This is a genomic window from Pseudomonas frederiksbergensis (assembly GCF_001952935.1).
Classification (GTDB): Bacteria; Pseudomonadota; Gammaproteobacteria; order Pseudomonadales; family Pseudomonadaceae; genus Aquipseudomonas; species Aquipseudomonas frederiksbergensis.
The window spans coordinates 2,087,598-2,108,595 of record NZ_CP018319.1 but is presented as its reverse complement, the minus strand read 5'-3'; the positions used below and the strand labels follow the sequence as shown (position 1 = coordinate 2,108,595).

The window sequence follows — 20,998 nt, the reverse complement described above, 5'->3', positions numbered from 1 at the left end:
CACGCTGCGCGGCGAAGATTCAGACGGCGTTTCAGGAAAAGACGTCAGCGTCCTTGAAGAATGCGGCGGCCTGATCTTTATGGGACAGTTTCGGTGCTTCGTCCAATTGCCAATCAATGGCCAGGTCCGGATCGTCCCAGCGAATGCAGCGTTCGGCGGACGGGGTGTAATAGTCGGTGGTTTTGTAGAGGAATTCGGCGAACTCGCTCAGCACCACAAAACCATGGGCGAAGCCTTCCGGGACCCACATTTGACGATGGTTCGTGGCAGACAGACGCACGGCCACCCATTTGCCGAAATGTGGCGAACTGCGGCGAATGTCCACCGCCACGTCGAGGACTTCGCCCGTTGTGACGCGAACAAGTTTGCCCTGGGTGTTTTCCAGTTGGTAATGCAGACCGCGCAATACGCCTTTTTGCGAGCGGGAATGGTTGTCCTGAACGAAATTCGTCTCCAGGCCAGTCGCCTCTTTGAAAGCCCTGGCATTGAAGCTTTCATAGAAGAAACCGCGTTCGTCACCAAATACCTTGGGTTCGATGATCAGAACGCCAGGCAGGTCGGTGGTGACTACATTCATGGGGTATCTCCAGCAATAGGCGTTAATGGGCGACATTCTTGCGCAAAGTGGCGGCCGGTGCGAGGGGAGTGATTTCTTTGCTGATTTCATTCACTGATCCGAGCCTCAGGAAGGGGGCAGGCTGGCGAGGGGGGTTGCGTATCACCCAAAGCAGTGGCGATATAGGCGCCTAATAATATTTCAGGGGTCGTTGTATGCCACTTGCCACGTTGATTCATCGCGCCAGTTTGCCCAGCCCGCAAGTGTCTGCGGAGCAAGCGCTTGAGCTGCTGAAGGAACATTTCGGCCTGAGTGGAAGGTTGCAGGCCCTTGGCAGCCAGCAGGATCTTAACTATCGGGTCGACAGCGACCAGGGGCGTTTTGTCCTGAAAATCTGCCGTGGCGATTACTCGGCGCAGGAGCTGCACGCCCAGCACGCCGGACTCAAGCATTTAGGTGAACACCCCGATGTGCATGTGCCACGAGTGATTCCCGCCAAAAACGGTGCAGACCTTCTCACTCTGGAAGTCGGCGGCCAAGCGGTGCATGTGCGTCTGCTCGATTACATCGAAGGCCAGTCGCTCACGCACCTGGATCATCTGCCCGGTCCAGTGGTGGCCGGTTTTGGTCGGCTCTGCGGTGAAATGGACCTGGCGCTGGCCGGTTTCGACCATCCGGGCCTTGAGCGCACGCTTCAATGGGACGCCCGCCACGCCAGCGCGCTGATCGCGCATTTGCTGCCGGTCATCAACGACGACCAGCAACGCGGGTTGATCGCCGATGTGGCCGAACAGGCCGAGCGTCATTTGCAGCCGCTTGTGGATAAGTTGCCGGTGCAGGCCATTCACATGGATATCACCGACGACAACGTGGTGTGGCAGCGAGATTCGCAACGCCAGTGGCAATTGCAGGGGGTGATCGATTTCGGCGACCTGGTTCGTACCTGGCGTATCACTGATCTGTCGGTAACCTGCGCGGCGCTGCTGCACCACGCTGATGGCGATCCGTTCTACATTTTGCCGGCGGTTCAGGCCTATCACGCGGTCAATCCGCTCACCCATGAAGAGCTACTGGCGCTCTGGCCGCTGATCGTCGCCCGCGCGGCGGTGTTGGTGCTCAGCGGCGAACAGCAGGTCAGCATCGATCCGGGCAACGAATACAGCCGCGACAACCTCAGCCACGAATGGGAAATTTTCCGCGTCGCCACCTCGGTGCCGTTGGCGTTGATGGAAGCGGCGATCCTCACCGCCGTCGGCCAGAACCTGCCAAGCATCGGCAGCGAAGGTTTCGCGCCGCTGCTGCCGAGCCTGGTGGGGCGTGAGTTTGCGTTGATCGATTTGGGCGTGCTCAGTCCGCATTTCGAGGCCGGCAACTGGGAGCAGGAGGGGATCGATCAGCGTCTGCTGACTGAAGCTGCCGTGGCTCATGGTCTGGCGGCCAGTCGTTACGGGCAATATCGCTTGTCCCGCACCCGCCCGGACTGCGCCACTGAGCCGGACACCTGCCCATTGCACGTCGAATTGCGCGTGCCCCACGGCACGGCGGTCGAATCGCCGTTTGTCGGGGTGGTGCATCAGCCTGCGGTGGGCGTGCTGCAACTGGACGGTCCGCAGTTGAGCGTGCGCCTATGGGGCGTGACGCCGTCGCTGCACACGGGCGCTGCGCTGGTCAAAGGCCAGGTACTGGGTTCGGTCAGCGGGCCGTTGATCGTGCAGTTGTGCCGCGGCGCTTCGTTCACGGCGCCGTTGTTTTGCACGCCGTCCCGCGCAGCGGCCTGGCAAGCGTTGTGCCCGTCACCGGCGATGCTGCTGGGACTGGCCTGTGACGCCGAAGAGGAGCTCGATTCGCAGACCTTGCTGGCGCGCCGTGACGCCAGTTTCGCCCGCACGCAGAAACACTATTACGTCGACCCGCCGCGCATCGAACGCGGCTGGCGCAATCACCTGATCGACATGCAAGGCCGTTCCTACCTCGACATGCTCAACAACGTCGCGGTGCTTGGCCACGGTCATCCGCGCATGGCCGCGGTCGCCAGTCGTCAGTGGTCGCTGCTCAATACCAACTCGCGGTTCAACTACGCGGCGGTGGCCGAGTTCTCCGAACGTTTGCTGAAACTGTCGCCGGATTCCATGGACCGGGTATTCCTGGTCAACAGCGGCAGCGAGGCCAATGACCTGGCAATCCGCCTGGCCTGGGCCTACAGCGGTGGTCGCGACATGCTCAGCGTGCTGGAGGCCTATCACGGCTGGACAGTGGGCGCGGACGCGGTCTCGACCTCGATCGCCGACAACCCGAAGGCTTTGAGCAGCCGTCCGGACTGGGTGCATCCGGTCACCGCGCCGAACACCTATCGCGGCGAGTTCCGTGGCCCGGATAGCGCCCCGGACTACGTGCGCAGCGTCGAACACAACCTGGCGAAAATTGCCGAGCAGAAGCGTCAACTGGCCGGTTTCATCTGCGAACCGGTTTACGGCAATGCCGGTGGTATCTCGTTGCCGCCAGGGTATTTGAAACAGGTTTATGCGCTGGTTCGTGCTCAGGGCGGCGTTTGTATCGCCGATGAAGTGCAGGTCGGTTATGGCCGCATGGGCAACTTTTTCTGGGGTTTCGAAGAGCAGGGCGTGGTGCCGGACATCATCACCATGGCCAAAGGCATGGGTAACGGTCAGCCGCTGGGCGCAGTGATCACCCGTCGGGAAATCGCCGAAGCGCTGGAGGCTGAGGGTTACTTCTTCTCGTCGGCCGGCGGCAGCCCGGTCAGCTGCCAGATCGGCATGGCGGTGCTGGATGTGATGGAGGAAGAAAAGCTCTGGGAAAACGCTCAGGTCGTGGGCGGGTATTTCAAGGAACGGCTTGAAGCGCTGATCGATATTCATCCGCTGGTGGGCGCGGTGCATGGTTCCGGCTTCTATCTGGGCGTCGAGTTGATCCGCAATCGCGAAACCCTGGAACCGGCAACCGAAGAAACCACGGCGCTGTGTGATCGATTGCGCGAGCTGGGGATTTTCATGCAACCGACGGGCGATTACCTGAACGTCCTCAAGATCAAACCGCCTATGGTGACCTCGCGTCAGAGCGTGGATTTCTTCGTGGACATGCTGTCGAAGGTTCTCGCAGAAGGTCTGTAAACACACATCCCTGTGGGAGCGGGCTTGCTCGCGAAAGCGGTCGTTCATCAACATCGATGTTGACTGATCCGACGCTTTCGCGAGCAAGCCCGCTCCCACAGGGATAGTGTTAAGTTCGATTATTATCTGGGTTAATTGAGATATTTACGACAGGTGGAGAATTTGTTGCTTTAAAAGCCGATTTTTATCGGCTATAAAGTCACCGCTGCTCCGGTGTGGCCTCACCACGCCCGGTGCTTCCCATTTCTGTCATTGGTCGATGCCACACTCGACCCTCAAGCATTGCCCAGGAGATGATTCATGAGCCGTATCGTTACCGTTGCTGCCACCCAGATGGCCTGTTCCTGGGACCTTGAAGCCAATATCGAGACCGCTGAGCGGCTGGTCCGTGAGGCCGCGGCGCAAGGCGCGCAGATCATCCTGATCCAGGAGCTGTTCGAGGCTCCGTACTTTTGCCAGAAGCCGAACCCGGATTACCTGCAGTTGGCCACGACCGTTGAAGAGAACGTCGCCATCAAGCACTTCCAGAAAGTCGCCAAAGAGCTGCAAGTGGTTCTGCCGGTCAGCTTCTACGAACTGGCAGGCCGTGCGCGTTTCAACAGCATCGCGATCATCGATGCCGATGGCAGCAACCTCGGGATTTATCGTAAAAGCCATATCCCGGACGGCCCTGGCTACCACGAAAAGTACTACTTCAATCCGGGCGATACCGGCTTCAAAGTCTGGAACACCCGTTACGCGAAAATCGGCGTGGGCATCTGCTGGGACCAGTGGTTCCCGGAATGCGCCCGCAGCATGGCGTTACTGGGCGCGGAAATTCTGTTCTACCCGACTGCGATCGGCAGCGAGCCACACGACAAGAGCATTTCGTCCCGCGATCACTGGCAGCGTGTGCAACAAGGTCATGCCGGCGCCAACCTGATGCCGCTGATCGCCAGCAACCGCATCGGCAACGAAGAGCAGGATGGCTACGACATTACGTTCTACGGCTCGTCGTTCATCGCCAACCAGTTCGGCGAGAAGGTTCAAGAACTCAACGAAACCGAAGAAGGCGTACTGGTTCAGAGCTTCGACCTGGACGAACTGGAACACATCCGCAGCGCTTGGGGCTCGTTCCGTGATCGTCGCCCGAACCTGTATGGCACACTGAAAACCCTCGACGGTTCCCTGGAGTCCTGATTGTCATGACCACTTTGCACAGCACGCCTCGCGCCGACGGCTTTTACATGCCCGCCGAATGGGCGCCGCAAACCCAGACCTGGATGATCTGGCCCGAGCGCCCGGACAACTGGCGCCTGGGTGGCAAACCGGCGCAAGCCGCGCACGTCGCGGTGGCCAAAGCCATTGCGCGTTTCGAACCGGTGACCGTGGCGGTTTCCGCCGGCCAATACGAAAACGCCCGTGCGCGTCTGGACGTGCCGAATATTCGTGTGGTGGAAATGTCCAGCGACGACGCCTGGGTTCGCGACACGGGCCCGACGTTTGTCATCAATAACAGTGGCGAAGTCCGTGGTGTGAACTGGGACTTCAATTCGTGGGCGGTTTCGACGGTGGGTTGTACTCGCCGTGGAATCGCGATTCCCAGGTCGGCGGCAAGATCCTCGAGATCGAGCGCAGCCAGCGCTACCGCACCGAGGGCTTTGTGCTTGAAGGCGGTTCGATCCACGTCGATGGCGAAGGCACGCTGATCACCACCGAAGAATGCCTGCTTAACCGCAATCGCAACCCGCACATGAACCGTGCAGAAATCGAAGCGGTGCTCAGCGCGAATCTGGCTGTGGATAAAATCATCTGGCTGCCGGACGGTTTGTTCAACGACGAAACCGACGGTCATGTGGATAACTTCTGCTGCTACGTGCGCCCGGGCGAAGTGTTGCTGGCCTGGACCGATGACCCGCAGGATCCGAACTACCCGCGCTGCCAGGCGGCAATGAAAGTGCTGGAGAGCAGCACCGACGCCAAGGGTCGCCCATTCACGGTGCACAAAATGCCGATTCCGGGGCCGCTGTATGCGACCGAAGAAGAGTGCGCGGGTGTGGATCCGGTGGACGGGACTCAGGAACGTAATCCGACCGTGCGTCTGGCCGGTTCCTACGTGAACTTTCTGATCGTGAACGGCGGCATTATCGCGCCAAGCTTTGATGATCCGTTGGATGGCCCGGCAAAAGAGATTTTGCAGAATCTGTTCCCGCAGCACGAAGTGGTGATGGTGCCCGGCCGCGAACTGTTACTGGGAGGCGGTAACATCCACTGCCTTACCCAACAACAGCCAGCCCCCCACAAAGAGTGAGTGCAGTTGTAACAGCTTGAGTTGATTGCAAAATAATTCAGGCAAACGTTTTCGCTCGAGGTTTAGCACAAAGCCCGCAGCCCTACAGGACTGCGGGCTTTTTTGTATCCGCCCGTCGACAGTTATGAAACTTTGGCACAGCTCTTGTATCGCTCAGGGGGTAAACAGGGAGGGGGGAGAACTGCGATGTTCTGTCATAAACCTTGGATAAGTTAGCCGCTCACAATCCAGGAGAGAGCGCGGAAATGAACGCCGAAATGAATGTGGTGAACGAGCGGGCGTTGCATCCCCTGGCAGTAAACAGCGAATCGCTCCAGGTTCTGGCGCACTGGTTGAAGTCCAATGGAACGCGTCAGATCAGAGAACCTGATCCGCGCCGGACGATGATCGAACGCTACCCCGCTGGGTTATTCAGCGAAGCGGAGCTGGAAGCGTTGTGGGATGTGATGGAAGGATAAGAAGAAAAACAACGGATTGGTAAAAGCGCTGCCGGGATGGCGGCGCTTTTTTTATGGGCGAAGGTTTTTTCGTGATTACTGGAGATCCAATGTGGGAGCGGGCTTGCTCGCGAAGGCGATCGATCATTCAACATTAATGTCGACTGACACACCGCCTTCGCGAGCAAGCCCGCTCCCACATTGGATCGCAGTGAATTTAGAAGCTGTAGGTCCCGGTCACGACCACGCTGCGCGGTTCACCCGGCTGAATCTGCGCCGCACTGGTGGCCGAAGAATAATAGGTCTTGTCGCTGATGTTGTTCAGCGCAGCGCGCAAATCCCAATCCTTCTGCCGGAACCCAGCCAAGGCATCCCAGCGGCCATAACCTGGCAGCACAGTGGTGTTGAGGTTGTCGGCGTAACGCTGGCCCACCAGAGTCAGACCGGTTTCGGCGTACCAGCCCATTTCCGGTTTCCAGGTCAGGAACAGGCTGCCGTTATGCTTGGCCACGTTGCTGATGCGTTTGCCTTCAAAGCCGTTGTTGTCCTTTTCGACCGTCGCGTCCTGCACACCCACGCCACCGCGCACGTACCAGTTGCCGGCGATCTTGCCGGTGCCCGTCAGCTCGATCCCGCGGGAACGTTGCAGGCCGGTCATCAAGGTGACGGTCGGATTGTCGGGATCGCTGGTACGACGGTTGTAGAGTTCCAGTTCGTAGATCGCCAACGTGGTGCTCAGGCGATCATCGAGCCAGTCGCTCTTCACGCCGATTTCCTTTTGCTTGGTCAGTTCGGGGCTCAGGTCGTTGCTGTTGCCGGCGGCGCCTGGAGTGATACCGATCAAACCACCGCCGACCGGGGAAAACGTCTTGCTCCAGGAGGCGTAGAAGGAATGATTCTGCAGCGGCGTCCACACCAGTCCTACACGTGGGCTGGTGCTATGGCTGTCGCGATCTTCGGAAATATCCCGCAGCTTGTTGGTCGACTCGATATCGAAAGTGTCGTAACGCAAACCCGCCAGCAGTTGCCATTGATCGTTCAGGCGCAGTTGATCCTGCACGTACACCGCACGGCTTTCGACTTCGGTGTGAGAGCTGCTGGATACCTGCATCCGCCCGGTATGGCGCAAATTGCGGTCGGGGTTGTACAGGTCCAGCGCTGGCACCGGCTGAGTCCCGCGCCCGGTGGCCGCGTTGTACAGCGTAGGGTCGCGCCGCTGGCTGCCGATTTCGAGGCCGGTCAGCAAGCGATGCTCGAGGCCGAACGTGTCGAAACCGCCTTCCAGCTCGACGTTGTTGTAGACGTTGCGGGTGCTCAGGTCCTGTTGCCAGTGCTGGCGCGTGACCTTGTTGGTCGCCGGGGTGTAACCGGTCAGGTAGGTGTTGTCGAAATCGCTGTTGAGCTTGAACACGCCCAGGGTGTGGCGCAGTTGCCAGTTGTCGCTGAGCTCATAACTCAGCTTCGAGCGTAGCGATTGCGACTTGTCGTCGATGAAATCGTGCTCGCTGCCGTAGGTCGTATCCCGTCCTACGTCTGCCGGGCGTCCGTTTACCCCGGGGATGCCGCGATCCGGCGTACGGTTGTAGCGGCTGTATTCGTACTGCACCAGCCAGTTCAGGTCCGGCGTCAGTTGCCAGCTCATCGACGGAGCGAACAGTTGGCGATTGCCGCTCACGCCATCGCGGAAGCTGTTTTGATCCATGTTGCCCATGTTCAGGCGCAGGCTGATGTTCTCGCTCGGGTCGGTGCTGAGGTCGGCGTAGAGGCTGCGCAAATCATCGCTGCCGCCCTGGGCCTCAAGGGTCGAGCGGCGCCCGAATTCAGGCAGCTTGCTGACCCGATTGACGATCCCGCCCTGACTGCCACGGCCATACAAAACAGCGGCCGGGCCTTTGAGCACTTCGATGCGTTCGATGTTGTGCAAATCGCGCACGTATTGGCTGTCGTCGCGGATGCCGTCGAGGTAGAAGTCGTTGCTGGCGTCGAAACCGCGGATGCGCAGGCTGTCGAAGCGAGTGTCGGCGCCGCTGCTGACGTTGGGGATGCCGCTCAACGCGGTGCCCAGGTCGTTGGTGCCGTAATCCACGACGTTCGCGGTTTTAATCGAGTCGATGGCTTGTGGAACGTAGCGCACCGGCGTGGCGGTGCGGGTCGCGGTGCTGGTTTCTTTCACGCGCGGGTCATCGGCTTCGGCTTCGGCGCTGATCGACGTCTCAGGTAATACAGTGGGCGCGGCGCAGGCAAAACCGGCCGAGAGAAATGCAGAAAGCCCAAGGGTGACGGGCGTGAGGCGAAAGGGGGCAGGCATCTGAAGCGCATCCGAAAGGGTGGAGAAATTCGAGGGCGCGAATGGTAATGCTTGTTATTTGCTTCCGTTAATTATTCTTGAAAGGTTCCGCTGTTTGATTATTTCTAATTGTGTCGAGATGGCTGCAGTGGGGCCGTGAGGCCATTCGACCGATTCATGAAACAGACTGAAAGCCATTCCAGCGTTTTTCAGAAACGGGCGGAGGACTAATCTGCCGGCATCTCGTTTTCCTACGCTTTTGCCGGAGTCTTCTCATGGTCCTTCACTACATTTACGACCCGTTATGCGGCTGGTGCTATGGCGCAAAACCGCTGGTGCAAGCCGCCCAGGCGGTGTTGTCCGTGATCGCCCACGGCGGCGGCATGATGACCGGCGCCAACCGCCAGACCGTCTCGCCACACCTGCGCAACTACGTGATGCCCCACGACCGACGTATCGCCGAGTACACCGGCCAGCCATTCGGCGAGGCGTATTTCGAAGGATTGTTGCGCGATGAAACCGCCGTGTTCGATTCCGCACCGCCGATTGCCGCGGTGCTGGCAGCCGAGCAGAACGCCGGCCGAGGGCTCGAATTGCTGGGGCGATTGCAGAGTGCTCACTACGAGGAAGGTCGGCGCATTGCCGATGAAGCGGTGTTGTTAGAACTCGCGAAAGACCTCGGCCTGGAACCTCAAGCGTTCCAGGCTGCTTTCAAAGAAGCTGAAACCGATCGCCACATCAAGGACAGTCGAGCGTTGCTGGCCGAAGTCGGCGGCCAGGGCCTCCCCACTTTTGCCTTGGAACGCAACGGCCAATTTACCCTGATCGATATCGGCCCATGGCTCGGCAAGCCGCAAGCCTTCGCGGCATGGCTGAGTCAGTCGCTTCCCGCACAAGCGTCGTCATCAGCGCTTCAAGCCTGTGGCCTGAACGGCTGCGCCGATTGACGTTTACAAGTGATTTCTTAGACGTTTTTCGCCTATTCACAGACGATTCATGAAATTGACACACCATTAAGGGCGCGGCTAGGATTCGCCCCACGCCTGTGGCCAACCGCCACGACTCATAAAAATAACAAAAAAGGCCCGCCACGATTTCTTCGTGCGCGGGCCTTTTTGTTTGGGGTGAAAAAAGAGTGCGATAGCGCCGTTTCAGCCGTTCGACACAGTGCGTATCAACCGATCATAAGGAAAAGAACAAAATGTTGAACAAGCGAATCAGCCTGATCGCTCTGGGGATGTTGAGTGCTACACAGGTCATGGCTAACGACCAGGCCGAATCCAAGGGCTTTGTTGAAGACAGCAGCCTCAAAGTGCTGCTGCGCAATGCCTACATCAATCGCGACAAAAAAGACGGCAACGACGACCAGCGTGAATGGGGTCAGGCTGCCATCGGCACCTACACCTCGGGCTTCACCCAAGGTACCGTCGGCGTGGGCGTTGACGCCTTCGGTCTGTACGGCTTGCGTCTGGACCGTGGTAGCCACAGCGGCGGCCAAGGCATCGACTTCTTCAAGGAAGGCGACAGCGGTAACCCGGCCGGCGACTTGGCCAAAGCCGGCGGCGCGGTAAAATTCCGCGTATCCAGCACTGTCCTGACTTACGGCGACCAGATGCCAGTCCTGCCGGTGTTGAGCTACGACAACGGGCGCCTGCTGCCGGAAAGCTACACCGGCACGCTGATCACCTCCAAGGAGATCAAAGGCCTGGAGCTGAACGCCGGTCGCTTCACCGCCGAATCGCGCAAAAGTGCTGAAGGCCATGACAGCGGCGGCCTGAAGTCGATCAACGTGTTGGGCGGCAGTTACCAGTTCACCGAACAGTTCAAGGCTGCGCTGTACGCCTCCGACGTCGAAGACGTGCTGAAGAAGCAATACGTGAACGCCAACTACGTGTTCCCGATCGACAAGGATCAGTCCCTGACCCTGGACTTCAACGGCTACCGCACCAAGTTGGACAGTTCCTACGTCCGCGAAAACACCGTGCCCGGCCAAAGCATCGTCACCGGCGACGACAACAAGATCTGGAGCCTGGCCGCCACCTTCGCCACCGGCGCGCACTCGTTCACGCTCGCCCACCAGCGCAGCACCGGCGACAGCAACCTGGGCTATGCCTACGGCGGCTACCAGAAGGATCAAGGTCGCGTCGGCGACGGCGGCAACACCATCTACCTGGCGAACTCCTACTGGTCCGACTTCAACGCCGAAGACGAACGCAGCTGGCAGCTGGGCTACGGCCTCGATTTCAGCACCTTCGGCATTCCAGGCCTGAGCTACAACTTCGCCTACGTGCGCGGCGACAACATCACCACCTCCACCAGCGAAGGCGGGACCGAGCGCGAAATCTTCAACCAGTTCAAGTACGTCGTGCAAAGCGGCCCGGCCAAAGACCTGAGCGTGAAACTGCGCAGCTCGATCCTGCGTGTGTCGCAGAAATCGAGTGAGTACAACTCCAGCGGTAACGAAGTGCGTGTGTTCGTGGATTACCCGATCAACATTTTCTGATGATCGGTTGCGTTATCGAGGCCTGATGCAAGGCTGAGAAAGGAAAGCCCCGACTGGTTCGGGGCTTTTTTTTGGATGAAGGGGGGGGCGTTGCGGGTTTCATTGCGTGAGGGGCTCAGTGGGAAAGTCCGGATTCGAAACGGTTTTGTGCAAAAAGCCAGATTTATGATCGTTTTTGAGCAAATAAAATCGTTTTTATGCGTTTGGGGTCAGTTCGACGGTGCCCAATTCAATAGCGGAGCTCAATTTTTATGTGCTCTGAATGTTCGTTTTTATGCATTAGCACCGAAAAATAATCATTTTTATGCAGCGGGACCTGATTTTGATCGTTACTCTCCATTTGTGGTGGTTTGATTAATGGCCGTGGTTTTAAAAGGAGTGTGATGTGAGCGAGTTTCCCGTAGACCCCATCGGTGCTGCCTGGCTAGCAACGACATTCGACGTGCGGCCGATGGCACGGCTACCCGTGTTAAGTCAGGTCGGTAGCCGACGGTCAACTCAGGTCGAAGACGGATTTCGTCTTGAGACCTATACGGAAAACATGCGCCCCGGTCCGGACTTTTCATCCCATCTGCAATTTCACCTGCGGCATGAAGTCCCGAACCTTGAGTTCTTGACCAGACTGTTTACCAAGGTGGGTGCTGCACCGGTACAAGGCTGGTTGAATGACGAGCCCACCGGCCAATATGCCCGTAGGTCGGCGTTCTTGTTTGAGTGGCTCACTGGCGAGCGGTTACAGGCGCCAGAACCTATAGGCGGTAAGTATGTCGACGCCATCAACGCCGATCTGATGGTGGCGGCTTCACCTGAAGAGGCGGTGAAAGTGCCGCGTTGGCGAGTGAATGACAACCTGCCGGGCTCGAGCTATTTTTGCCCAATCGTCGTCAAGACAGCAGCCGTCAAGTCAGCAGCGGACCTCGATGTGCCTCACCTCTTTGGTCAACTGACCGCGGAGTTTGGCGAAGCGCTTCTGCTGCGCGCCGCCGCATGGATGACGCTCAGGGAAAGCAAAGCCAGCTTCGCCATTGAAGGGGAGGCGGATCGTTCTACGCGTATTCAGCGTTTCGCAGATGTGTTGGCGCGACGAACCGGTCAGGGCGAACTGCCACTCACCGACGCTGCACTTGCTGAGATGCAAGAAGAAATCCTTGGCGCAGTGACCACACTGACACGCCTGGGAATTCGGCAATCTCCGGTGTTTGTTGGTGAAACTGTCCGCTATCAGGAGATTGTCCATTATGTCGCTCCCCCGGAGAGCGATTTGGAGCGGATGTTGGAAGGCATTCGCATCTTTCTGAATCGTACTCAAGGGCAATCCCCGGTCATGCGCAGTGCTGTAGCAGCGTTCGCTTTCGTGTATATCCATCCGCTGGCCGACGGCAACGGCCGGGTCCATCGCTTCCTGATCAACGACATTCTGCGTCGTGATGGGGCCATTCCAGACCCGGTGATTCTTCCGATTTCAGCTGTTATCACCGACGACTCTGCTGAGCGGCGTCTTTATGACAGCGTGCTGGATCAGGTTTCAAAACCGCTCATGCAAGGCATACGAGACCAGGTAGCATTCGCCAACACTCGTACGCAATATCCTGACGGCGTGGTCTCGAATATTGAATTCACAGGCCAGGATCAGGCCCGCCCGGTGTGGCGCTATCCGAACCTGGGGCCACACGTTGTTTTCATGTCTAACGTCATTCGCCGCACCATCACCGAACAGATGCGTGAAGAGTCGCGGTATTTGCGCAGTCACATAAGGGCCAGGCAGGCAATCAAGGAGGTCGTTGAGATGCCTGATCAACAGGCTGATCGGCTCTTGCGATCCATAGAGCAGAACGAAGGGAAGCTGAGCAACGTATTGGCAAAGGAAATGCCTGTGCTGGCAAGGCCGGATATTTGGGCCGCCATTATCGAAGCTGTGGCTGAGTCGGTTCGGGGGGAGGAGCCGATAGACAGTAGCGTGAGTGATCGATATCACCCGAATCAGCCAGTGGGTCGATGACCGACTTACGCAAAAAGCCCCGATTGATTCGGGGCTTTTTCTTGTGTGCGATTTGTTTAGGGCGCGACGTTACTGGCTCGGTTGTTACCCGGTGCATCGAGCACCTTCGTTACGTCATCGATGATCGCCTTACTCATCTCCTGCAAAAAATGCGACGCCCAGGCATGCCGGTCGGTGTCACGAACCATGGCGGCGTCAGATGCGAGAAGTTTGGCGATGTGGAGCAGATCTGAGGCGTGGGAGAGGGCCTGGATGACCGGGACGCCGGCGTTGATGCGGAACAGCGGTTGGTTGCCGTGGAAGGAGAAAGGCGTGAGGCCGATGGTTTTCAGGTCTTGGGGATTGGTCATTGGGCACCTCCGGTTTTTGGGCGGTGGTGGGTGGTAACCAGTGAAGCGGGAACGGAAATTTTGAATAGATTGCGGGCAGGCATAAGGAGAACTCCGGTGGTTCCTACATCGAATTCGAGTTCTCAGGCCCGGTCGCTGAATTGGCAGCGACGGTCTGAAGGTAGCTTGAGGGAGGAGGATGCGCAATCGTGGCTAGGTGCTGGCGTCGGTGTGGAATTGATTGGTTCGACAAGCAACGGCAACAGCGTGGAGATCGCTAGCTAGCATCAATCAGCGCTCGTTCTTCCAACCAAATCTCCTGAACAAACTGGTCCGTAATCGCATAAATTCCATGCCCGCGCCGCATGATTATGTTCTCGGCAACCAGTGCAATTACCACTGGCTGAATTTCTTCAACGCGCACCTCACGGCCCACCGTCTTCGAATATTCAGTTGCAGCGTCGATTGAGAAAATACCCCGAGCATCGCCTTCCGTAGACGCGATTTTATTGAAAATAGCCTGAGCCAGGCTGCCTAACAGCTCCACTTTTTCAAGTTCGATGCTGGCTGCTGCTGAGCGCAATGTGCTGGCAATTACAGGCAGGAAAAGATCGGGATCACCTTCTTGCTGCATGAGTTGCCGCAAGGCTTTGAGCATTTCCTCAGGCCGGTTCCCCAAGGTATTGAATGCTTCGATGGCGATTTCGAGTGAAGGGAGCTTTTCTTTCTTCACCGTCGCAGCGAGCCGGTTAAGCAGGTATTCAACGTAATCCCCTTTTAGTACTGGATACGCTGTCGATGTCGCACCAGAAAATGCCTGGTTCCTCTTTGCCGTGAGCTCGCTGACTTGCGCCCTGTGCGATCCCGTTCCAATAAATAGAAAGTAACCCGGTGTTTCTGGTCGAGGATTGATCGCATCACGAGCAGCTTTGAGTGCCAGAAGCAGCTGATTACCATCGTCGGAAGAAATGGCATGTTGTACTTCGTCGATTATCAGCACCAAATCGGTTTTCGCTTGATCGACCACTTCAGTCAGCGCCTGCGCGAGAGTAGGCCCGCCTGCACTGCCAATGCTGTCGAGTTTGAAACCAAATTTGAATCCTGCAGCGCCTACATCAACACCGCTGACACGCTTGAGCATCTCGAGCAAACCGGAGCCTGGTGTTTGGAGCTGCTGCAGGGTTTTACGGATGGCGTCATGCACCAGTGCTGCTGGATTGGCCAGCGTGTCACTCCATAGGTCGACGTAAATGACCAGAGCACCCTCTTCTTCCAGCGCAGGGATGAGGTCGCTCCTCAGGAATGTCGTTTTACCGGTCCTGCGCAGGCCGGATAAAAACAGACCTGAGCGTAAACCTTCATCGAGAACACCCGGATTAAGAAGCTGGTTCGCCATCTCTTCAGCTAGTTCAGGGCGCTGAAAAATGCTGCTCATGCAATTACCTCTTTTTATGGATACGTCATAATTATTGGCCAGCCATAATTTAGCATAAAGACTGGAAACCGGCCTGAGCGCACTTCAATGCTGCAGATTTGGGTGAGCGTTATGGCTGGGCAATAATTATTGCCCAGCCATAATTCTTCACAATTTGGATAAGCCTGCTGATACTTGTTGCTCCACAAAGGAGAGATCAGATGGATGTTGAACTGCGCCAGTTTCAGAAGGATCTACTGGAGTCCGTGCGCGAAATGAATGCGAGCCGCGCCGTTCGGACCTCTGAGGTTCGCCCGCGGCAAACAGAGGATTGCATTGAGGTGTACATGTCGTCGTCAGCGACACATCACAAGAACGTGTCGCCGAAACTGGAAAATAACGACACGTAAAAAACTGGACTACGGGGGATGGTGCTGATTCCTACAGATTAGTCATCGCCTGAGATGGACCATCAGAGCTATTACTCCGCGCGCGCATACATTACACCACGTAACTAATGATGTTCCCGCCCCCACCTTTATCCCCTCCAACCAACCCCATACATTGAACTCCAACGCCGACCCATTCATTCCGAAGGGAAGGTCACTTGGAGATTCCTCATGCCTTTCGTAAGCGTACGCATCACCCGCGATGGCGTTACCTCTGAGCAGAAAGCTCAGGTGATCGCCGAAATCACTGAAACCCTGCAGCGCGTCCTCAACAAGGATCCGCACCTGACCCACATCGTGATCGAAGAAGTCGACACCGATAACTGGGGCTACGCCGGCATCACCACCACCCAGTACCGCAAGCAGCTGGCTGAGGCGGAGGGGAAGTCATGACCGCGACCGTCTCCATCGATTTCATCTCCGACGTGGTGTGCCCGTGGTGCGCCTTGGGTGCGACGGCGCTGGAGCAGGCGATCGAGAACGTGGCCGGTGAGGTTTCGGTAGAGCTGACCTACAAGCCCTTCGAGTTGAACCCGGACATGCCGGCAGTCGGCGAAAAAGCGGTCGAGCATTTGATGCGCAAGTATGGACGAACCGCCGAAGACGTCGCCGCCGGCAAAGCGATGCAGATCGCTCGCGGTGAGGCCATCGGCTTCAAGTTCGATCTGGAGAAGCGCAGCCACTTCTACAACACGTTTGATGCTCACCGGTTGTTGATGTGGGCGTTGCAGGAAGGGCGGCAGGTCGCACTGAAGAAGATCCTGCTGCGCGCTTACTTCACCGACGGCCAGAACCCGAGCGATCGCGAGACGCTGGTGGGTCTGGCTGCTGAAGCGGGACTGAATGCGGTGGCTGCTCAAGAGGTGTTGGCGTCCGGCGCGTTCGCCAAAGAAGTGCGTGAGCTTGAAGCGTTTTACCGCCAGCGCGGCATCAATTCGGTTCCAGCCATGGTGCTGAACGGTCGTCACCTGGTGTCCGGTTCGCAGTCGGTCGAGTACTACGAACAAATGTTGAGACAAATGGCGAAGGCCCCCGCCGAAGCCTGATTACTTACTTTTTCAAACCACCATTTATTAGTTGAGGTTCATCATGAGCAATTCGAAAAAAGTCATCGTCATTACTGGCGCCTCCCAAGGTCTCGGCGCAGGCATGGTCAAAGCTTTCCGTGATCTGGATTACAAAGTTGTCGCCACTTCGCGTTCGATCAAACCGTCCAACGACCCGGACATCCTCACTGTGGCGGGCGACATCGGCAACCCGGAAGTCGCCCAGCAAGTCATCCGTGAAGCCATCGCACGTTTCGGCCGCATCGACACCCTGGTCAACAACGCCGGGATCTTCGTTGCCAAGCCGTTCACCGCTTACACCCAAGAAGACTACGCCGCAGTGCTGTCGGTGAACCTGAACGGCTTCTTCTACATCACCCAACTCGCGATTACCGAGATGGAAAAACAAGGCAAAGGCCACGTCGTCAACATCACCACCAGCCTGGTGGACCACGCCATCGACGGCGTGCCGTCGGTACTGGCTTCGCTGACTAAAGGTGGATTGAACGCGGCAACCAAGTCCCTGGCCATTGAATACGCCAAGCGCGGGATTCGGGTGAACGCGGTTTCCCCGGGCATCATCAAGACGCCGATGCATGGTGAAGAAACTCATGAAGCGCTGGGGAATCTGCACCCGGTCGGGCACATGGGCGAGATCAGTGATATTGCGCAGGCTGTTGTTTATCTGGACAGCGCGAACTTTGTTACTGGCGAGATTTTGCATGTGGATGGTGGGCAGAGTGCGGGTCACTAAGACCGCTTTTCCAAACCCCGGAAACAACAAAGCCCTCGTACGAGGGCTTTTGTTTTGTAGAGTCGAAAAAGTAAATCCGTCCTCTTTTTAGTCCGCTTTTCTCGGCCCCCTTTTCTCTGTAATGCCTATGCGCGACCACTTAGCCTGACGGGTGACTACTCAGTCCCACACCCTGGCAAACCCTGAAAAAACAAGCGTCCCATGAGCGTAAATGCCGCTCGTTGCTGAGTAGCGCTTCTTACATATATGTAGGACAGTTCTCTTTTTTTTAGGGGCCGTCGTGGCACTCCATCATCGTGTTAGGTTTCGCGGGTTGATGTTTCATCGATGAAGCATCAATCACCCAAAGCCTACAGAGATAGGAAAGTCCGCACGATGAATGCCTCACTCAAGCACTTCGCAAAGGCCGCTTTGATGTTGGCCTGCCTTTCTCCGATCACCCTGCCTGCCCTTGCCAATATCCCGCCCCAACAAAGCACAGCCATTCTCAAAACTTTCGGTGATACATCGGCAACTGATTTCCGACAGTTCCTGGAACAGATCGGCGGGACTGAGCTGGCCAAAAACGACGACCTTGATGCAGCCATTCGTGCGTTCCTTGACAACACGCCCCTTCTCGCCGAACAGCAGAACCAGATCCATCGCCTGCTCGGCTTGTATGCACGGATCAAGTACGGCAACGCTGCCATTGAGACCCTGGGCCAGTTGGTGGCCATCCCGACCTTCCAGGTGGATGGCGTTGCCCAGTATGACAATCCGGAATTCATCCGAATCGCGGAGAAACTTCAAGGCCTTGCCCACTCGTTCAACCTGAACTTTCGCAACATCGACAACCGTGTCTATGAGGTATCCCTTGAAGGCGCTGGCGATGAAGTCGTTGGCATTCATGCCCATGCCGATGTGGTGCCCGCAGATCCGCAAAGCTGGGTGTTGGAAGATGGCACCCGCCTCGACCCGTTCAAGGTCACCCTGATTGGCAACCGCCTGTATGGGCGCGGCACAGAAGATGACAAGAACGGCATCGTGGTGGCGCTCTACGCCATGAAAATCATCAAGGAAGAGCAACTGCCGCTGCTCAGGAGCTTCAAGCTGCTGATAGACACTACCGAGGAAATCGCCGGGGATGCTATCCGCTATTACTTCGAACGCAACCCAACCCCCAGTTACAACGTGGCGCTGGACGGCGGTTATCCTGTGGTGATTGCCGAAAAAGGCTATGGGACGGTCATGGCAACCTTTGCCCGCCGCAACGCAGAGGGTACGGGCGCCGAAATTACCGCGATGACAGGTGGCCTTGCAGCGAACCAGATTCCATTAACATCGGTCGCGACCTTGGTGAGTGACAAGCCTGCCGAATTGGCGGTCAGCCTGCAGAAGGCCGGTAACGAATATGCCCACGACAACGGCGACAACTTCAAGGTGACTACCGAGGTCGTCGGCGAAAGCGTCAAGCTGACCGTGACCGGCGTTGCTGCGCACTCTTCCGAGCCCGAGTCCGGTATTAACCCGGTCGCCAGAATGCTGGGCTTGATCAACAGCCTTGACGGTAAAGTTGCCATCAAGCACAACCACATTACCGATGCAGCCCGCTACAGCACCGACAATTGGGGCCTGGACTACCTGGGCGGTCAACTGGCAATCGGCTTTTCCGATCCATTCATGGGGCCGCTGACTACTTCTCCGACCGCTATCACGATGGACGAGAAAGCTTTCAAGCTTGCGATCAACCTGCGGCTGCCAAAGGGCAAGTCCTCTGAAGTGCTCAAAGCCGAAATCGCTGAAAAACTGGGCGTTTGGAGCAAGAAAGCTCAGGTTGCAGTGGCCTTCGACTATTCGATCGCCGAACCGATGCACCGCAATCCGGAAGGAGAATGGGCCAAGGCGTTGTTGGCCGTGGCCAGCGAAAACCTGGGAATGGAAAGCAGATTCGGCTCCTCTTCCGGCGCCACCTCAGTCCATGATTTACCCAATGGCGTACAGTTTGGTCTGGCCAGGCTTGAACTCAAGTACACCGGCCATACCAACAGGGAGTTCAAGACGGTTGATCAATTTCTGCTGGACCTGCAGGTTGTGACAGAAATGATGGGGCGCATTGGCCAGTTGCCCGAACTCTAATAGAAGGGGTGTCTGCGCGCAGCGATGCTAGCTTTGAACACAACATTTACCCGCTAATGCTTCGGTATCAATCCAGTACCCACCCCAAGGAAAACCCGTAATGGATCTACACCACGAATTCGAGAACAGCAAATTCTTCAACCGCGCCCGAATCGATCGACGCGCCGCCGATGCCTTGGTCGGGTTGGCCGCTGGGATTACGGCCGACGGTGTTGTGAACATCACAGAAGCGGTTTTTCTAAAGCAATGGTTGGAAAACAATCTCGCGCATCTGAACGATCCGGTGATCAATCTGCTGTATTCGCGTTTGGCGTGCATGCTTCAGGAAAATGCTCTGGACAAGGATGAGTCCCTGGAGCTGCTTAACATCCTGCGTGGTTTTTCTGGAGTGGGCATTGAGGGAGCGAAGGTCGGCGGTGCTGTTGCCGTTGCTCCTACGGACCTTCCCTTCAATTTACCGGCCCCTGATTTGGTGTGGGATGGCCGGATGTTTGTATTTACGGGTGTCATGGCCTTTGGGCCGCGTAAGGATTGCCAGGCGCTGGTCGAAGAACGAGGTGGTTTGATTGGGGGCGGTGTGAGTAAGAAGGTGCATTATCTGGTGGTCGGTAGCGTGGGTAATGAGCAGTGGCGCCACAGTACTTATGGAACGAAGATCATGAAGGCAGTGGAGTTGCGGGAGGCAGGAGCTTCGATTGCCATCGTGGGTGAGGATCATTGGCAAAGGATGCTGTTTGGTTGAGGTTGCTTCGTGTTTGGTGCCTTGGAAAGGCAGCCCTTTTTCTTGGTCAGTAGATCGTCGTTGGGTTTGACGGCCTCATCGCGAGCAGGCTCGCTCCCACAGATTCCAGTGTGTGGACAAAAAGTGGACGTTCCAGAAACAACAAAGCCCTCGTATTTCTACGAGGGCTTCGTTTTGTATGGTGCGGCACCAGACGAACGGTATGTTTCAGCGAGACTAGGTTATTCGGGCGTCTGGAGTTCGCTGGAAAATATGGCGTACCCCAACTAGTAACTATAAATAAATCAGCTAGTTATGGCGCTCAGTGGAATCGAACCGGAGGCTTGTACTACATCATAGAGTTGCTGATTTTGAGCTCCCGCTACCTTTCTTGTATCTACTCGGTGTTGGCGAAACTCGCAATTTACACGTGCTTCTTGAGGTAATGGACTTTCGACTTGGCTGGGAGTCAATTGATGTCTAAAGTATGTGTACTGGCGACTTGCCAGTTTCAGGAGATGAGACACATGGAGCGTTACAAAAATCTCAGTGGTCAGTCAAATGTGGTGGCATATGAACTGGCACAAGGGTCGATATCCGTAGAGTTCGCCTCAGGAGCCTATAGAACCTATGTATATGATTCCAATCGTCCCGGACCAGTAATGGTTGCTGAATTACAGCGACTTGCTGTGGCTGGCCGCGGACTCAATAGCTATATTTCAAGCGTGGTTAAATCAAATTTTTCTCGTAAATATTGACTTGTATCACTTATGAGGTGGTAGCGGCTAAATCGTTACCACTTTGAGTGGTTTTTTTTGGGCAGAACTATGCTGAAACTCAAAGATATGTGCTTTTATTGTTTTTTAATATTGACTAAATGCGTGCCAGCTATTCGATATTAATTTCACGCTTCTCTTGGCGAAGATTGGGGGCAGGCCATGATATTAAGCGAACTCATTAGTCGGCTATG

General features: G+C 56.7%; 18 protein-coding genes and 1 pseudogene. 15 read left to right on the top strand and 4 right to left on the bottom strand.

What is annotated here, in order from left to right:
• Nucleotides 1–31: 31 nt before the first annotated feature.
• Nucleotides 32–577 (bottom strand): dTDP-4-dehydrorhamnose 3,5-epimerase, encoded by a 546-nt coding sequence (gene rfbC, locus PFAS1_RS09780; protein WP_076029024.1) that lies wholly within the window; start codon nt 575–577, stop codon nt 32–34.
• A gap of 194 nt (nt 578–771) precedes the next feature.
• Here rfbC and PFAS1_RS09775 point away from each other — a divergent pair, with 194 nt between their 5' ends.
• From PFAS1_RS09775 to PFAS1_RS09760, 4 genes and pseudogenes are all read left to right on the top strand, one after another.
• Nucleotides 772–3,684: an aminotransferase gene (locus PFAS1_RS09775; RefSeq protein WP_076029023.1), complete on the top strand. Its 2,913-nt coding sequence runs from the start codon at nt 772–774 to the stop codon at nt 3,682–3,684.
• 300 nt (nt 3,685–3,984) lie between these two features.
• A complete protein-coding gene (gene aguB, locus PFAS1_RS09770; RefSeq protein ID WP_076029022.1) occupies nt 3,985–4,863 on the top strand; it encodes an N-carbamoylputrescine amidase in 879 nt (292 codons plus the stop codon).
• A 5-nt stretch (nt 4,864–4,868) separates the two neighbouring features.
• Nucleotides 4,869–5,974 (top strand): annotated as a pseudogene (aguA, locus tag PFAS1_RS09765) (agmatine deiminase).
• A gap of 245 nt (nt 5,975–6,219) precedes the next feature.
• Nucleotides 6,220–6,432: a hypothetical protein gene (locus tag PFAS1_RS09760; RefSeq protein WP_076029021.1), complete on the top strand. Its 213-nt coding sequence runs from the start codon at nt 6,220–6,222 to the stop codon at nt 6,430–6,432.
• Nucleotides 6,433–6,628: 196 nt separating this feature from the next.
• On the opposite strand, the gene PFAS1_RS09755 is transcribed toward PFAS1_RS09760, so the two are convergent.
• Complete coding sequence (locus PFAS1_RS09755) at nt 6,629–8,719, bottom strand: TonB-dependent receptor (protein ID WP_076029020.1); 2,091 nt, start codon at nt 8,717–8,719, stop codon at nt 6,629–6,631.
• Between the two features lie 254 nt (nt 8,720–8,973).
• Between PFAS1_RS09755 and PFAS1_RS09750 the strand changes: the two genes are divergently transcribed.
• The 4 genes from PFAS1_RS09750 (at nt 8,974) to PFAS1_RS09740 (ending at nt 13,200) form a co-directional block, all read left to right on the top strand.
• Nucleotides 8,974–9,645 (top strand): DsbA family protein, encoded by a 672-nt coding sequence (locus PFAS1_RS09750; protein ID WP_076029019.1) that lies wholly within the window; start codon nt 8,974–8,976, stop codon nt 9,643–9,645.
• A 254-nt stretch (nt 9,646–9,899) separates the two neighbouring features.
• Nucleotides 9,900–11,201, top strand: a complete 1,302-nt coding sequence (locus tag PFAS1_RS09745) for an OprD family porin (protein WP_076029018.1) — start codon at nt 9,900–9,902, stop codon at nt 11,199–11,201.
• Between the two features lie 90 nt (nt 11,202–11,291).
• Nucleotides 11,292–11,555: a hypothetical protein gene (locus PFAS1_RS29455; RefSeq protein ID WP_156886712.1), complete on the top strand. Its 264-nt coding sequence runs from the start codon at nt 11,292–11,294 to the stop codon at nt 11,553–11,555.
• Nucleotides 11,556–11,586: 31 nt separating this feature from the next.
• Nucleotides 11,587–13,200 carry a Fic family protein gene (locus PFAS1_RS09740; RefSeq protein WP_076029017.1) on the top strand — a complete coding sequence of 538 codons (1,614 nt, stop codon included), beginning with the start codon at nt 11,587–11,589 and terminating at the stop codon, nt 13,198–13,200.
• A 56-nt stretch (nt 13,201–13,256) separates the two neighbouring features.
• On the opposite strand, the gene PFAS1_RS09735 is transcribed toward PFAS1_RS09740, so the two are convergent.
• Both PFAS1_RS09735 and PFAS1_RS09730 read right to left on the bottom strand, forming a co-directional pair.
• Nucleotides 13,257–13,550, bottom strand: coding sequence for a DUF3077 domain-containing protein (locus PFAS1_RS09735; RefSeq protein WP_076029016.1), 294 nt, complete (start codon nt 13,548–13,550; stop codon nt 13,257–13,259).
• A gap of 256 nt (nt 13,551–13,806) precedes the next feature.
• Nucleotides 13,807–14,964, bottom strand: a complete 1,158-nt coding sequence (locus tag PFAS1_RS09730; protein WP_076029015.1) for an AAA family ATPase — start codon at nt 14,962–14,964, stop codon at nt 13,807–13,809.
• Nucleotides 14,965–15,164: 200 nt separating this feature from the next.
• Between PFAS1_RS09730 and PFAS1_RS09725 the strand changes: the two genes are divergently transcribed.
• From PFAS1_RS09725 to PFAS1_RS09695, 7 genes are all read left to right on the top strand, one after another.
• The gene (locus PFAS1_RS09725) at nt 15,165–15,353 is read left to right on the top strand and encodes a hypothetical protein (protein WP_076029014.1); all 189 of its coding nucleotides are present in this window, start codon (nt 15,165–15,167) and stop codon (nt 15,351–15,353) included.
• A 210-nt stretch (nt 15,354–15,563) separates the two neighbouring features.
• Nucleotides 15,564–15,785 carry a tautomerase family protein gene (locus tag PFAS1_RS09720; RefSeq protein ID WP_008149366.1) on the top strand — a complete coding sequence of 74 codons (222 nt, stop codon included), beginning with the start codon at nt 15,564–15,566 and terminating at the stop codon, nt 15,783–15,785.
• Complete coding sequence (locus PFAS1_RS09715) at nt 15,782–16,438, top strand: DsbA family oxidoreductase (protein ID WP_076029013.1); 657 nt, start codon at nt 15,782–15,784, stop codon at nt 16,436–16,438. The genes PFAS1_RS09720 and PFAS1_RS09715 overlap by 4 nt, the downstream gene beginning before the upstream one ends.
• A gap of 43 nt (nt 16,439–16,481) precedes the next feature.
• Complete coding sequence (locus PFAS1_RS09710; protein WP_076029012.1) at nt 16,482–17,192, top strand: SDR family NAD(P)-dependent oxidoreductase; 711 nt, start codon at nt 16,482–16,484, stop codon at nt 17,190–17,192.
• 375 nt (nt 17,193–17,567) lie between these two features.
• On the top strand, nt 17,568–19,307 hold the full coding sequence (locus PFAS1_RS09705) for a dipeptidase (protein WP_076029011.1): 1,740 nt from the start codon (nt 17,568–17,570) through the stop codon (nt 19,305–19,307).
• 100 nt (nt 19,308–19,407) lie between these two features.
• Nucleotides 19,408–20,049 (top strand): BRCT domain-containing protein, encoded by a 642-nt coding sequence (locus PFAS1_RS09700; protein ID WP_076029010.1) that lies wholly within the window; start codon nt 19,408–19,410, stop codon nt 20,047–20,049.
• Nucleotides 20,050–20,555: 506 nt separating this feature from the next.
• Complete coding sequence (locus tag PFAS1_RS09695; protein WP_076029009.1) at nt 20,556–20,786, top strand: hypothetical protein; 231 nt, start codon at nt 20,556–20,558, stop codon at nt 20,784–20,786.
• Nucleotides 20,787–20,998: the final 212 nt, after the last annotated feature.

What these genes read in the sequence shown, in the direction of transcription:
- PFAS1_RS09730 (WP_076029015.1), bottom strand. Translation starts at nt 14,964, where the DNA reads ATGAGCAGCATTTTTCAGCGCCCTGAACTAGCTGAAGAGATGGCGAAC.
- PFAS1_RS09710 (WP_076029012.1), top strand. Translation starts at nt 16,482, where the DNA reads ATGAGCAATTCGAAAAAAGTCATCGTCATTACTGGCGCCTCCCAAGGT.
- aguB (WP_076029022.1), top strand. Translation starts at nt 3,985, where the DNA reads ATGAGCCGTATCGTTACCGTTGCTGCCACCCAGATGGCCTGTTCCTGG.
- PFAS1_RS09750 (WP_076029019.1), top strand. Translation starts at nt 8,974, where the DNA reads ATGGTCCTTCACTACATTTACGACCCGTTATGCGGCTGGTGCTATGGC.
- PFAS1_RS09725 (WP_076029014.1), top strand. Translation starts at nt 15,165, where the DNA reads ATGGATGTTGAACTGCGCCAGTTTCAGAAGGATCTACTGGAGTCCGTG.
- PFAS1_RS09720 (WP_008149366.1), top strand. Translation starts at nt 15,564, where the DNA reads ATGCCTTTCGTAAGCGTACGCATCACCCGCGATGGCGTTACCTCTGAG.
- PFAS1_RS09735 (WP_076029016.1), bottom strand. Translation starts at nt 13,550, where the DNA reads ATGACCAATCCCCAAGACCTGAAAACCATCGGCCTCACGCCTTTCTCC.
- PFAS1_RS09755 (WP_076029020.1), bottom strand. Translation starts at nt 8,719, where the DNA reads ATGCCTGCCCCCTTTCGCCTCACGCCCGTCACCCTTGGGCTTTCTGCA.
- PFAS1_RS09775 (WP_076029023.1), top strand. Translation starts at nt 772, where the DNA reads ATGCCACTTGCCACGTTGATTCATCGCGCCAGTTTGCCCAGCCCGCAA.
- rfbC (WP_076029024.1), bottom strand. Translation starts at nt 577, where the DNA reads ATGAATGTAGTCACCACCGACCTGCCTGGCGTTCTGATCATCGAACCC.
- PFAS1_RS09760 (WP_076029021.1), top strand. Translation starts at nt 6,220, where the DNA reads ATGAACGCCGAAATGAATGTGGTGAACGAGCGGGCGTTGCATCCCCTG.
- PFAS1_RS09745 (WP_076029018.1), top strand. Translation starts at nt 9,900, where the DNA reads ATGTTGAACAAGCGAATCAGCCTGATCGCTCTGGGGATGTTGAGTGCT.
- PFAS1_RS09705 (WP_076029011.1), top strand. Translation starts at nt 17,568, where the DNA reads ATGAATGCCTCACTCAAGCACTTCGCAAAGGCCGCTTTGATGTTGGCC.
- PFAS1_RS09700 (WP_076029010.1), top strand. Translation starts at nt 19,408, where the DNA reads ATGGATCTACACCACGAATTCGAGAACAGCAAATTCTTCAACCGCGCC.
- PFAS1_RS09715 (WP_076029013.1), top strand. Translation starts at nt 15,782, where the DNA reads ATGACCGCGACCGTCTCCATCGATTTCATCTCCGACGTGGTGTGCCCG.
- PFAS1_RS09695 (WP_076029009.1), top strand. Translation starts at nt 20,556, where the DNA reads ATGGAGCGTTACAAAAATCTCAGTGGTCAGTCAAATGTGGTGGCATAT.